The 14,512-nt window shown below is 75.4% G+C and carries 1 protein-coding gene; it reads right to left on the bottom strand.

Features of this window, described 5'->3' with window-relative positions; translation table 11 throughout:
- Nucleotides 1–48: 48 nt before the first annotated feature.
- On the bottom strand, nt 49–14,172 hold the full coding sequence (fabD, locus tag WMF31_RS17845; protein WP_436603100.1) for an ACP S-malonyltransferase: 14,124 nt from the start codon (nt 14,170–14,172) through the stop codon (nt 49–51).
- Nucleotides 14,173–14,512: the final 340 nt, after the last annotated feature.

Below are 14,512 nucleotides of genomic sequence, written 5' to 3'. Positions count from 1 at the left end.
TGAACTCGAGACACGGACGCAGCGCCCCGGCCCCAGCCGGCCATCACGTCAGATCGAGAGCGCGGTGAGCTCCCGCATCCGCGCCTGGATCTGGGGCAGTTGCTCGAGCAAGCCCCGGATCTCGGCCGCGCCGGCGCCCTCGCCCTCCGGCGGCGGCGGGGCCTCGCCCCGGCCGAGCACCACGCCGCCCTCGCCCACGACCATGCCGCGCGTGTTCTGCGCCGGCGAGAACTTCATGAGCGTCATCTGGCGCATCGCGCCCGCGAGCAGCGCCTCCACGCCGGAGAGGAGCTCGCCCCGCTCGATGAAATCGATGTCGCCGCTCGCCGCGCCGCCCCGGCCGCCGCGGTCGACGGCGTTGTTGAAGCAATAACCCAGGTTGATCACCTTCGCGGCGCACCCGTACGCGCGCCCCGCCTGGAGCGCGAACGCGTCCAGGAAGGTGCAGGCAGCGGCGTAGCTCGCCTGCCCCATGGCCTTGAGGTACGCGTTGATCGACGAGAGGAACAGCGCGAGCTCGAGCGACGGCCCCCGGAATTCTTCCATCAGCCGCACGCTCACGTCGACCTTGCCGCGCAGCACCTCGTGGAGCTGCGCCTCGGTCATCCGGGCGAGGCTCGCGGCGGAGAGCGCGAGGGCCGAGTGGATCACCCCGTTCACGGGCCCGAAGCGCCGCCTGACCTCGTCGTGCGCGCGCCGCAGCGAGCCGGCGTCGACGGCGTCGGCCTGGATGTAATGCGGGGCCGGCCCGGCGGCCGCGAGCGCCGCGACGGCCGCGTCGATGCGCGCGTCCTTCGCCCGCCGCCCCAGCCACGCCACCCGCGCGCCGTACTGCCGGATCAGGTGCTCGCTGAGCGCGACGCCCAGCCCGCCCGCGCCCCCGGCGATGACGTAGACGCCGCCCTCGCGGAAGCCCCGCCCCCCCGGCCCGGGCGCCGTGATGGGCACCAGGCGGTGGCTGAACCACTGCCGGCCTCGATGAAGGCGCGTGTTCCCGTCCGGATCGGCAGGCAGCTCGAGCACCGCCTCGAGCGACCGCCGGTCGAGCTCGTCCACGTCGGCCGCCCGCACCCGCCAGTGCGGGTGCTCCTTGGCCAGCGAGCCCACGAGGCCCATGACGCTCGCGTGGGTCGGGTCGATCCGCTCGGCCTCGTGCAGCGCCTGCGCGCGGTGCGTGACGAGGGTCAGGCCCAGCGGGCGCCTGTCGTAGCCCGCGGCCAGGAGGGCCTTGTGGAGGCGGAAGACCTCCAGCACCCCGCGCGACTGGCCCCGCACGAGGTCCTCGGCGGTCGGCGCCGGCGCCGCCTCGGGCGAGAGCCAGAACAGGTGCTCGAACGCGGGGGCGGCCCGGACGACCCGCGCGACGTCCTCGGCGGCGCCGCCCGGCGGGAGGTCGAGGACGTGGGCCGCGGGGAACATCCCGGCGAGCGCGGCGCGCGCCTCGCGCGTGCCGCCGGCGATCGCGACCGGCCGCGAGGCCTCCGGCCAGCGCCCGGCGCCGGCGTCGCGCGAGACCTCCCACACGGGCAGCAGGGCGACCGCCGGCGGGCCCTTCGGCGCGGCGCTCGGCCCGGCGCCGGCCGCGACGCGGCGGGCGGAGGCGCCCCGGAGGAGCACGCACGCCCGGCCCTGCTCGTCGACGAGATCGATGTCGATCCGCTCCGCCCCGCGCGGGCCCTCGGCGTGGCGAACCCAGGCCCACATCCTGGCGGCGCAGGGCCCGACGATCTCGACCTGCTTGATGGCGAACAGCACGCCGGCCTCGCCCGCCTCCCCGCCGGGGGTCGTGAGCAGCCGGATGCACTGCAGGGCCGAGTCGACGACGACCGGGTGCACGGCGAAGTCGGCCAGCGTGCCCGCGACCGCGTCCGGCAGCGCGATCTCGGTCAGGACCGCGCCGGGCGCCGTGTACATCGCCGCGCAGCCCCGGAACGCCGGGCCGTAGTCGATGCCGAGCGCGCGGAACTCCTCGTAGAACCGCTCGGCCGTCGTGGCGACCCGCCGGAAGCCGCTCCGCATCGCGGCCACGTCGAGCCGGGGGGCGTCGGGGCGCTCGACGAACGAGGCCTCGCCCTGGCAATGGCTCGTCGCCTCGCCGTCCGCGCCGTGGCTCTGGATGTCGAACCGCGTCACGCCACCCTCGGCGCGGAGCTCGGTGCGCACCCGCACCGGCCCGCCCTCGACCCGCAGCGGGCGCAGCAGGACCACGTTGTCGAGGCGGACGGCGGCGCCCTCGCGGGCCGCTGCCCCGTCGCTCCGGGACAGCGCCGCGCAGGCCAGCTCCAGGTACATGGCCCCGGGCAAGGTCGCGGCGCCGCCGATGCGATGATCGCGCAGGAAGAGCTCGTCGCCCGCGAGCGTCGTCGTCCCCCCCGTCGGGCCCGGGGCGGGGGGCGACGCCGGCTGGGCGGCGCGCTCGCCCCGCGCGGTCGTCGACGGCGCGGGGGCCCGGGGCACCCAGTAGCGCGTCCGCTCGAACGGGTACGTCGGCAGCGACACGTACCGGCGCGGCTCGCCGCCGAACAGCGCGGCGAAGTCCGGCAGCTCGCCCGCGACGTAGCGGGCCGCGAGCGCCCACGGCAGGCCGAGCGCCGGCCCCGCCGCCCCATGGTCGGCCGCCGGCGCGCCCGGCGGAGGGGCGCCCGCGCCCGACGCGAGCACGCCGTCCGACGCCCCGGGCTCGCCCGAGAGCCACGCGTCGAGGCGCCGGCCCAGCTCGGCAGCGTCCTCGACGACGCAGGCGAGCCGGTGCTCGAAGTGCTGCCGCCCGAGCAAGAGCGTGTAGCTCATGTCGGCGAGGTCGATGTCCTGGTGCTGCCGGCAGCGCTGGGCGAGGCGGGCCGCGAGCTGTCGCCGCGCGTCGGCCGTGCGCGCCGACAGGGCGATCAGGCGCGGCCGGCGCGGCCCGGCCGGGCGGGGCGCGACCTCGGCCTCCTCGATGACCGCGTGCGCGTTCGTGCCGCTCGCGCCGAGCGAGGTGACGGCCGCGCGGCGCCTGCCGCCGGCCTCCACGACCCAGTCCCGCGCGTCGGTGTGCACGAAGAACGGGCTGCCCTCGAGCGCGATGTTCGCGTTGGTCCTCTCGTGGTGCAGGAGCGGCGGCAGCTTCCTGTGCTTCATCGCCAGGAGCACCTTGATGATGCCGATCACGCCCGCGGCCATCTGCGCGTGCCCGATGTTGGCCTTGGTCGACCCCAGCGAGCAGAACTGCCGACGATCGGTGTAGTGACGGAAGGCGCGCGTGAGGGCGTTGAACTCGACCGGATCGCCGAGCTTCGTGCCCGTGCCGTGGGCCTCGATCATCTGGATGCCCGCGCAGTCGATCCCGAACTCGTCGTAGATCTGCCGGATGAGCTGCTCCTGCGCCACGGCGCTCGGGGCCGTGATGCCGTTGGTCGTGCCGTCCTGGTTGATGCCGATGCCCTGGATGACGCCGTGGATGTTGTCGCCGTCGGCCTCGGCCTGGGAGAGCCGCTTCAGGATCAGCACGCCGACGCCCTCCGACGGCACGAACCCGTCGGCGCCGTTGTCGAACGAGCGGCACCGCCCCGACGGGGAGAGCATGCCCGCGCGCGACCCCGAGACGTAGCCCTTCGGCGTGCACTGCACGAACACGCCCCCCGCGACCGCCACGTCGGCCTCGCCGGCCCAGAGGCCCTGGCACGCGAGGTAGACGGCCACCAGCGAGCTCGAGCAGGCCGTGTCGACCGTCAGGGCCGGGCCGTGCAGGTCGAGGTAATACGCGACGCGCGCCGGGATCAGCGAGCCCATGTTGCCCCAGAGCGCCTGGGCCGGGTAATCGGCGCGCGTGCCGACGTCGAAGTAGTCGCCCGACGCGCTGCCCACGTAGATGCCGCAGCGCGCTCGCCGGAGGCGCTCGCCCGCGTACCCGGCGTCCTCGAGCGCCTTCCACGTCTCCTCGAGGAACAGCCGCTGCTGCGGCTCCATGTACTGCGCCTCCAGCCCCGAGATGTTGAAGAAGAGGGGGTCGAAGGCGTCGATGTCGTTCATGAACCCGCCGTGCAGACATCGGCTCTCGGCGGCCGTGAGGTCCCAGCGATCGATCCGGGTGATGAAATCGGCGCCTCGCTCCAGGCCGCGCCAGAACGCGTCGACGTCGTTCGCCCCGGGGAAGCGGCCGCTCATGCCGATGATGGCGATCGGCTCCTTGCGACCCCGCCCCGCCCCGCGATCGGCCGCCGCGGGCCGCGGCGCGGGCTGCGCCGCCACGCCATCGGCCGCCGCGGGCCGCGGCGCGGGCTGCGCCGCCACGCCATCGGCCGCCGCGGGCCGCGGCGCGGGCTGCGCCGCCCCTCCGGACGCGGCGCTCGGGCCGTGGTCGTCAGGGCCGCTCAGGCGCGCCGCGATCCGGTCCCGGTACGTCTCCGAGATGAACGCCGTCAGCCGACCGAGGGTCGGGCGGTCGAACAGCACCGTCGCCTCCAGGTCGGTGCCGAGCGCCTGATTGAGCCGTCGCACCAGGTTGACCCCGGTGAGCGAGTCGAGCCCGTAATCGGCGAACGGCCCGTCGCTCTGCAGCTCGTCCCGCCCGAGCTTCAGCGAGGCGATCAGCGCCTCGCGCACCGCCTCCTCGACGTACGCCTCGACCGAGCCCGCGCCCCCGGCGGCGGGCCGCTCCGGCCGCGGCGACGGGCGCCGCGGCGCCCCGTCGTCGCGCGCGGCGTCGACGACGACGACGGCGACGCCGGCGCCGCCGACCGCGCGCGGGATGGCCGCCTGGGGCCTCCGGGCCTCGTCGCCCGCGGCGCCCGCCTGCGCCACGATGACCTGCGCGCCCAGCCGGTGGGCGCGCTCGGCCGGGAACGCGACGGCGTGGAACCCGGCCTCGCGCAGCACCTCGGCCCACGACGCGGGCGAGAGGGCGGGGCCGCCGGCGATGCGCCGGCCGTCGACGTACCGCCACCACCCCTCGAGCAGGCCGAACGTCACGTGGCCGAACAGGTCGTTCTCGGCCATCTCGTTGAGCACGAGCACGCCGCCGGGGGACAGGAGGGCCCTGGCGTTCGCGACCGTCTCGACGATGTCCCGCGTCGCGTGCAGGACGTTGTTGGCGATGACGACGTCGTAGGCGCCGGCCGCGATGCCCTGCGCGCCGGGCGCCCGCTCGACGTCGAACACCCGGAACGTCGCGTACGGCGCGCGCCCGCCGAAGCGCCGCTCGGCCTCGATCACGAACGCCTTCGAGATGTCGGTGTAGCAATACTCGGCGATGTCGCCCGCGCGGCCCGCGAGCCGCTCGAAGACGTGCTCGCTCGCGCTCCCCGTGCCGGCGCCGATCTCGAAGAGGCGGACCGCGGGCCGCGCGCGGCGCCGGCCGAGGGCCTCGACGACGGCGTGCGCCGCGCTCGCCACCACCCCGTGGAGGAGGTCGGACCGCGCGTTCCGCTTGTAGATGGCCTCGACGAGCTCGAGCGACGCGCCCGGGAACATGATCTGCGTGGCCGCGACCTTCCCGGTGAGGACGTCGGGGGTCGCCGCGAGCATGAGCTCGGCCAGACGGGCCCTGGCGAGCGCCTCCGGGTCGTCGCGGCGCGAGGCCTCCCACGCCCGGAAGGCCTGCCAGGCGAGGTCCGCCGTCGGGCCGTCGCCGCGCCGGCGGAGGAGCTCCCCGTCGCGGGCCAGGTAGCCGTGGCCGATCAGCACGTCGACGCTGTGCTCGAGCCACCTCGAGTAGCCCTCGCGGATCCCGTGGCGCGCGCCGAGGCCAGGGGCCCGCTCCGGGGCCTCGAACAGGCCCATCGCCGAGAGCTGCGCGAACAGCACCTGGCCCAGCGCTGCGTCCTGCTCGGCCGTGGCCCGCGCGTGCCGCGCCAGGAACGCCTCGGCGCCGCCCTCGCCGGCGACGGCGTCGAGCCGCGCCGCGGCGTCGGCCTCCAGGGCCTCGCCGAGCCCCGCGAGCAGCCCCCCTCCGGCCGCGGCGGGCGCCCCGTCGACGGCCGCGGCGGGCGCCGCGTCGACGGCGGCCGGCGCGGCCTCTGCCCCCGCGAGCCAGCAGCGCTTCGCGGCGAACGGGTAGGTCGGCAGGCGGACGCGCTCGGGCGCCTCCGCCCCGTAGCAGGCCGCCCAGTCGATCTCGACGCCGCTGACCCAGAGCGAGGCGACCTTCGGCCAGTCGCGCCGCGCGAGCCAGGCCGCCTTGAGCGCCTTCAGCTCGCCCTCGCGGTCGAAGAGCGACGCGAGGTCGCCGCCCTGCGGCTTGACCACGCCCTCGAACGCGTCGGCGGCGCGCCCCTCGACGTAGGCCGCGAGCTGCCGCGAGAGCCCGTCGAGGCCCTCGACGACGAAGGCGACCCGGCTGGCCATCGCCCGGCGGCCGACCTGCAGGGTGTAGGCGAGCGACCGCAGATCGCCCCCCTCGCGGCGGTACTCGGGCAGGAACTCGAGCAGGGACCGCGCGAGCGCCCTGAGCCGCTCGCCGTCCCTCGCGGACAGCACCACGAGGAGCGGCCCCTCGGCCGCCTCGGCCCTGCGCCGGGCGGGCCGGCGGGCCTGCTCGAGCAGGCAGTGCACGTTGGTGCCGCCGATCCCGAAGGAGCTCAGGCCGGCCCGGTTGGGCGGCGTTCGCGCGGGATCGAGCCGCAGGTTCTGGTCGACCACGAAGAACGGCGAGCCCTCCCAGTCGATCTCGGCGTTGCCCTTCTCGTGGTTCAGCGTCCTCGGGATCTCGCCGTGGCGCAGGCCCAGCGCCACCTTGATCAGGCCCGCCATGCCCGCGGCGGCGTCGAGGTGGCCGATGTTCGTCTTGACCGAGCCGAGCCCGCAGAACCGCTTCCGCGCGGTGGTGCGCCGGAACGCCTCGGTCAGCGCCGCGACCTCGATGGGGTCGCCGAGCCGGGTGCCGGTGCCGTGCGCCTCGACGTAGCAGATCGACTCGGGGTCGATCCCGGTCTTCTCGAGCACCTTGCGGATGACGTCGGCCTGGCCGCGCACGCTCGGCGCGTAGAAGCCGGCCTTGTCGGCCCCGTCGTTGTTCGCGGCGATGCCGCGGATCAGGCAGTAGATGGGGTCGCCGTCGGCGATCGCGTCGCGGGCCCGCTTGAGCAGGACCACGCCCACGCCCTCGCCGCCGGCCATGCCGTCGGCGGCGGCGTCGAACGTCCTGCAGCGCCCGCTGCTCGAGAAGTTGAGCCCCGGCTGGTGCACGTAGCCCAGGCCCGCCGCGCCGAAGATCGTCGCCGCCCCGACGAGGGCCTGGTCGGCCTCGCCGGCGAGCAGGCCTTGGCAGGCCAGGTACAGGGCGCTCAGCGCCGACGAGCAGTTGGAGCTGACATGGACGCTCGGCCCCGTGAGGCCCAGCTTGTTCGAGATCATCGTGGGGATGCTGCCGCCCTGCGCGAACATCCACGCGGCGTAGCCCTCGGCGCTCTCGAGGATCCGCGGGCCCGTCGTCGCCCTGGCGAGGCTCGACAGCAGCATCTGGTAGAAGTTGTTGCCGGCGGACGTGAAGACGCTGGTGTTCGGCGTGTCCTGCGGGCGATGGCCGGCGTCCTCGATGGCCTTCCAGGCGTGCACGAGGAGCAGGCGGCCCTGCGGGTCCATGAGCTCGGCGTCGCGCGGCGAGATGCCGAAGAACGCCGGGTCGAAGTCGGCCTGGCCGTCGATCACCGACCGCTGGGGCACGTAGTCGGGCCGGTGGATGAGGCCCTCGGGCACGCCGAACGCGCGCAGCTCGTCGGCCGACCAGAACGCGACGCTGTCCTTGCCCTCGCGGAGGTTCTGCCAGAACGCGCGGGCGTCCCTCGCGCCGGGGAAGTGACACGACATGCCGATGATCGCGATCGCGTCGCCGACGTCGGCGGCGTCGCCCGCGGCGGCCCTCGCCCGGGGGCCCGGGCCTGCCGCCACGGGCGCGGCGCGCCCCGCGGTCGCCTCCGGGGCCGCCCCGAGGGCCGGAGGCAGCAGGGCCTCGAGGCGGCGGCCCATGGCCTCGACCGAGGGGTGCGCGAACAGCTCCGCGACCTTGAGCTGGCAGCCGAACGCCTGGTTGATCCGCTCGGTCGTGACGACGGCCGAGAACGAGTCGCCGCCGGCGTCGAAGAACCCCTCGTCGCGACCGAAATCGTCGCGGCCGAGCGCCTCCTGGAAGATCGCCCGCAGGCGCCGCTCGATCGCGCCGGCCGCGGCCCGGTCTCGCGCGGCGGGCGCGGCCCCCTCGGCGGGCGCGGGCGCCTCGAGCGCGCTCAGCTTCTGCCGGTCGACCTTGCCGTGGGGGGTCAGCGGCAGCGCCGGCAGCTCGACGAGCTCGCTCGGCACCATGTAGGCCGGCAGCGCGCTCTTCAGGTGGGCGCGCAGCGCCTTCACGTCGGCGCCGGCGGTCTCGACGGTGAAGTACGCCGCGAGCCGGTCGCCGTGGTCCCGCTGCTTGACCACGACGGCGCTGGCGGCGACGCCGGGATGGGCGTTCAGCGCCGCCTCGATCTCGCCCAGCTCGATGCGGTAGCCCCGGAGCTTGATCTGATCGTCGAGCCGCCCGAGCAGCTCGATCTCGCCGTCGGGCCGCCGCCTCGCCCGGTCGCCCGTCCTGTAGAGCAGCCGCCCGGGCCGGAAGGGGTCCTCGACGAACCGCTCGGCCGTGAGCGCGGGCTGGTTGAGGTAGCCCCGGGCGACGCCGTGGCCCGAGATGCACAGCTCGCCCGGCACGCCGACGGGCACCGGCCGCAGGTGCGCGTCGACGACGTACACCTGCGTGTTCGCGATCGGCCCGCCGATCGTCACGGGCCCGTCGCGGCGCAGCCGCTTCGCGGTCGCGTGCATCGTGGCCTCGGTGGGCCCGTACAGGTTCCACGCCTCGCCGCCACCGGCGAGCATCTGGTCCTTCAGGGCGTCCGACAGGGCCTCGCCGCCCGACAGGATCTTGACCCCTTCCCTGTTCCGCCACCCGGCCCGGAACAGCCTGCTCCACGTCGAGGGCGTGGCGATCATGACGGTCGGCTGCACGCGCGCGATGACCTGCGCCAGCGCCGTCGCGTCCCTGACCGCGCCCGGGTCGCACGCGCAGTGATGCCCGCCCGCGACCAGCGGCAGGAACAGCTCCATCGCCGCCATGTCGAAGCTGAGGGCGGCGACGGCGAGCAGCCGGTCTCGCGCCGTGATGCCGAGCCGCCGCATCGAGTCGACGACCACGTTGGTGAGCCCCCGGTGCGTGAGGACCACGCCCTTGGGCCGCCCCGTGCTGCCCGAGGTGTAGATGACGGCGGCCACGGGATCCTTCGCGGGGCGATCGGCCGCCGACGGCGGCGCTCCTTCGGCGTCGCGCGCCTCGCCGGTCTCGCGCGCCTCGCCGGCCTCGCGCGCCTCGCCGGCCTCGCGCGCCTCGCCGGCCCCGTCGATGGCGTGAAGGCACACCCCCGGCAGCCCGAGCCCCACCAGCCGGTCGAGCGCGTCCTGCCGGCCGAGGACGAGCTTGCACGCGCTGTCCTGGATCATGTGCGACAGGCGCCCCGGCGGCAGCTCGGCGTCGAGCGGCACGTAGGCGGCGCCGCACCGCATGAGCGCGAGGAGGCCGACGATCGTGTCGAGCGACCGGTCGGCGCACAGGCCCACGAGGTCGCCCGCCGCGACGCCGTGCCGGCGCAGCGAGGCGGCCAGCGCGGCGCTCCGCGCGTCGAGCTCGCCGTAGGTCAGCGTCCCCCCGCCGCACGTGACCGCCGGCCGGCCGGGGCTCGCTGCCGCCCGCTCGGCGAAGAGGTCGACGCACGTCTTCCCGTCGGCGCAGTCGGCCTCGGTCCGGTTCCAGGCGTCGATGAGCTGCTCGTAGTCGCCCTGGCCGAGCAGGCTCAGGCGGCCGAGCGCCGCCTCGCCGGACGAGGCGAGGGCGGCCTCGAGCAGGTGGACGAAGTGCCCCGCCATGCGGGCCACCGTCTCGCCGGCGAACACGTCGGGGTGGTACTTCCAGTGGACGGCGAAGCCGTCGTCCGGCACGACGTCGAGCGCCAGATCATACTCGCCCGTCTGGTGCAGGCCGCCCACCAGCGCGAAGGGCAGCGTCACGCCGACGCGCTCCCGCAGCGCGCCCAGCCGCGAGGCCAGCGAGAAGTTCTGGTAGTTGTACCCGACCTGGAACACCGGCGAGCGCGCGCCCCGCTCGCCGAGGTCGCGCACCAGCCTGCCGAACGGGTAGGCCGCGTGGCCGAGCGCGGTGAGCACGCTCCTCTGCAGGCGCGCGGCGTACTGCGCGAAGCCCTCGCCGTCCGTCAACCGGCTCCGGATCGGGAGCATGTTGATGAAGTGGCCGACGACGTGATCGAAGCGCTCGAGCGGCCGCACGGCCGCCGCCATGCCGACGACGAGGTCGTCGTGCCCCGTGATGCGGTACAAGAGCGCGTTGAACGCGGCCAGGAACACGACGCCGGGGCTGATCCGGTGCGCCTCGGCGAACGCCCTGACGGCCTCGGCCTGGGCCTGCGACAGGCGGTGGCTGTGCACCTCGCCGTCGTGGGGGGCGTCGGCGGGGAGGGCGCGCTCGATCGGCAGGCCCGAGAGCGGGGTCGCGCCGGCGAGCTCCTGCACCCAGAACGCCCGGTCCTCCTCGGCCCGCGGGCCGCGCAGCGCCTCGCGCTCCCACGCGACGAAGTCGTCGAACGACGCGGCGGCCGCGCGCGCCGGCGGCTCGCGGCCCTCGACCCGGTCGTGGTACGCGCCGAGCAGGGTCTCGAGCACCAGGCCCGTCGACGTGCCGTCGAGCACGACGTGGTGGGCGACCAGCAGCAGGTACGCCTCGTCCTCGGCCCGGGTCAGGACCGACAGGCGCACGAGCGGCTCACTGGCCAGGTCGAACGGCCGGCGGGCCTCGCGCTTCAGGCGGCCGAGCACCTCCTCGCGCGACAGGTCCGAGAGGTCGACGCGCTCGACCCGGAAGCCCTCCGCGTCGCCGTAGGCCAGGTACGGGACCCCCTCGTCCTCGCGGACGTTCGCGGCCAGGATCGGGTGCTGCGCCACGGTGTGGCGGAAGGCGGCCTCGAGCGCGGCCACGTCGACGCGGGCGCAGGCGAGGCCGATCGGCACGTTGTACGCGGAGAGGCCCGGCTCCCGCCGCTGCAGCGCCCACAGGCCCCGCTGCGCCTCCGAGAGCGGCCGCCTCGCGCGCCGCGCGTCGTCGGCGGGGGCGCCCGCCGCCGGCGGCGCGCCCGGGCGCTCGTCGCCCTGACGCGCGACGCCCTGGCGCGCGACGCCGCGCGCCGCGAGGTGCTCGGCGAGCGCCGCGCAGGTCGGGTGCGCGTAGAACATGTCCGGCGTGAAGGGCACGCCGAAGACCTCCTCCACCCTGCGGGCGAGGCGGATGTACTGGATCGAGTCGAGGCCGAGCTGGCCGAGCGGGCGCCGCGCGTCGAGCGCGCCGGCGGCCTCGCCGACCACGGGCAGCAGGACCTGCCGGCGGATGCCGTCGACCAGGTCCTCGCGCGCCGGGCTCGCGGCGCTCGCGGCTGCGGCGCGCCCGGGCGATCGCCGCTTGCGGTCGAGGTGAAAGAGGCGCGGCAGCGAGCCGCTCAGGAGCTGCTCCTTGCAGGCCCTGCGGCGGATCTTCTTGCTGCCCGTCACGGGGATGCCCCCCTTCGCCACGAGCAGCACGTCGGAGACCTCGAGCTGGAACCTCTCCGAGACGACGCCGACGATCCCGCTCGAGAGCTCGGAGCACGCCTGCTCCGACGGCTCGCCGTCGACCTCCTGGACGACGGCGACCCGCTCCCGGCCGTCGGCCTCGTACGAGAAGGCGGCGCAGGGCAGCCGCGCGCCGCTCGACCGGTCGTTCGCCGCCGGGTAGCCGTCGAGCGCCCCGCCCAGCGTCAGCTCGACGTCGGCGGCGTCGTACTTCTTGCCGTGGACGACGATGACGTCCTTCTCGCGGCCGACGAGGTACACGTCCCGGCCGACGACGAAGCCGAGGTCGCCGGTGCGCAGGAAGCCGCCCTCGCCGGTCGTCTTCAGCGCGGCGTCGAACGTGCGCCGCGTGGCGTCCTCGTCGTTCAGGTATCCTTGCGCCTTCCGCGGCGTCTTGACCCAGAGCTCGCCGATGGCGTCCGGCGGGCACGGCTCGCCGCTCTCGGGGTCGACGACGACCACGCGGGTCACGTCGTCGGTCTCCCCGCAGCTCACGACCACCCGCGCGTCGTCGCCCGGCGCCGCCGGCTCGACCCGCCGGGCCTCGAGCCCCTTCTTGCTCAGGGCGAGGTGCCTGTACGGGGTCCCCGTCGCCTTCAGCGTGATGGGGAAGGCCTCCGACATGCCGTAGTGCGGCGCGAGCGCGTCGGGCCGCAGGCCCAGGGGGGCGAACTGCCGCGCGAAGCGCTCGTACTGCCGCTGGTCGATGAGGTCGCCGCCGCAGACGAGCGCCCGCAGCGAGGCCAGCGAGAGGCCCTCGAGCGCCCGCGCGTCGATCGAGCGGCAGCAGTAGTCGAAGGCGAAGCTGGGCGCCCCGGTGTGGGTGGCCCCGTGGCGATCGATCAGCGCGAACCAGCTCGCGGGCTCGCGGATGAAGCGCTCGGGCGAGGTGGCGACGCCGAGCGCGCCGTGCGCGAGCGGCGCCAGGGTCCCGAAGCCGAGGCCGAACGCGTGGAACTTGGGCAGCCACGTCACGACGCGGCTCTCCTCGGTCATGCCCCACTGCGCGGCGGTCGCGATCCGGAAGATCGCGGCGTGATCCACCATCACGCCCTTGGGCTGCGACGTCGAGCCGGAGGTGTAGAGCAGGAGCGCGAGGTCGCCCTCGCGCGCGGCCCGCGTCGCGCCGGGCGAGCCCGCGCCGCCCGTCGCGCGCGAGACGTCGACGAGCTCGAGCCCGTGCTGCCCGGCGAGCCGCGACGCCTCGACGCGCATCGCCTCGTCGCAGATCACGTGGCGCGCGCCGCTGCTCCGCAGGATGGCCCGCAGGACGTCGGCCTTCTGCTCGAGCTGGGCCGCGCTCGTCACCGGGGTGGGGATCGCCACGACGTTCGCGTGCCAGCAGGCGAGCAGCGCGCACACGTAGCTCGACCCCTGCGGAAAGCAGAGGACGGCCCTCTCTTGCGGCCGCATCACCGAGGCCAGGGCGTCGCTCAGCGCGCCGACCCGCCCGGCGAGCTCGGCGCCCGTGACGCGCTCGACCGAGTCCTCGTGGTGAAACACGAGGAGCGTCCTGTCGGGGTGGGCGGCGCAGCGCTCGACGATCGCCGAGAGGAGCGGCGCTCCCGGGCGCGGCCCCTCGGGGCGCGGCGGGTCCCCGGGCGCGGCGTCCCCGCCGCGGGCGGCGAGGCGCCCTCCTCGGCGCGCCTCGCCCTGGTCCGGGTCTCCCTGGCCGGAGGGCTCGTCCTCGGCGGGCGGGGGCGGCGCATCGGCCAGGATCCGGTCGATGAGGGTCGTGAGCATCTTGCCCTCGCCGACCTCGATGAAGCTCGAGACGCCGGCGCGGCGCAGGAACTGGATGCTGTCGGTCCAGCGCACCGGCCTCGCGATCTGCTCGGCCAGGAGGGCCGCGACGGCGCCCTTCGGGTACGGGCGGCCCGTCGCGTTGGCGATGACGGGGGTGGCCGGCTCGGCGAGGGCGAGGCCCTCCAGAAACGCCCGGAACTCGCGGCCGGCGGCCTCCATGTGCGGTGAGTGGAAGGCGCCGCTGGTCCGCAGCGGGATGAACGCCTTCACGCCGTCGATCGCCTCGAAGATCGGCTTGAGGCGCCCGAGCTCCGCCCTGTCGCCGGAGAGCACGAGCTGGGCTGGCGCGTTGTGGTTGGCGATCGTGACGTCGACGGCGCCGTGCGCCCTCAGCGCGTCCTCGACCGCCCGCGCAGGGAGCCCGACGACGGCGGCCATGCCGCCGCCGTCGGCCTTCGCCATCAGCTCGCCCCGCCGCTTCACGAGCGCGAGCCCTGTGCGAAAATCGAACGCCCCGGCCGCGAGGAGCGCGTTGTACTCGCCGAGGCTGTGGCCCGCCAGGTAATCGGGGCGAGGCGAGCCCTGCTCGAGCTCCTTCATCAGGTGGAGGGCATTGACGACGTAGATGGCCGGCTGGGCGTATTCGGTCCTGTTCAGCAGGCCCTCGGGGTCGTCCAGACACAGCCTCTCGATCGAGTACCCGAGCACCTCATCGGCCTGCCCGATCAGGTCGCGAAACCGCTCGAACAGGCCCGCGCCCATTCCCTTCTTCTGCGTCCCCTGCCCTGGAAATACGTAGGCTCGCATAAGCTGTCCGTGGTCGATGGCTCGTTCGGGTTGCAGGTGGCGCCGGCGGCTCGCGGTCGCTCGGCTCATCGGTCGGGCGCGCCTCCGGCTGGCCCCCGGGCCGGCGCGCCCGGAGGGGCGCGTCGGGTGGCCGGAGAGGGTCAGCCAGCCGGCGATCGGGCCCCGCTCACCGGGGCGCTCGGCGCTGTCTTACGAACTGCTGCGCGGCCCGATCCGTCGATCGAGCGCGCTCGAGACACTGCAGGTTTCCTCATTCGCTCTCCCCGGGCTCGGGCCGCTCGCGACGCTCGTCAGACAGCGCCTTGGCCCGCGTCCAGCGAGGACGCGGTGACGTGCTCGG

This window comes from Sorangium sp. So ce1036 (genome assembly GCF_051369805.1).
GTDB classification, from domain to species: Bacteria; Myxococcota_A; Polyangia; order Polyangiales; family Polyangiaceae; genus Sorangium; species Sorangium cellulosum_F.
The sequence above is the reverse complement of the archived record's forward strand: the minus strand, read 5'-3'. Positions and strand labels throughout refer to the sequence as shown.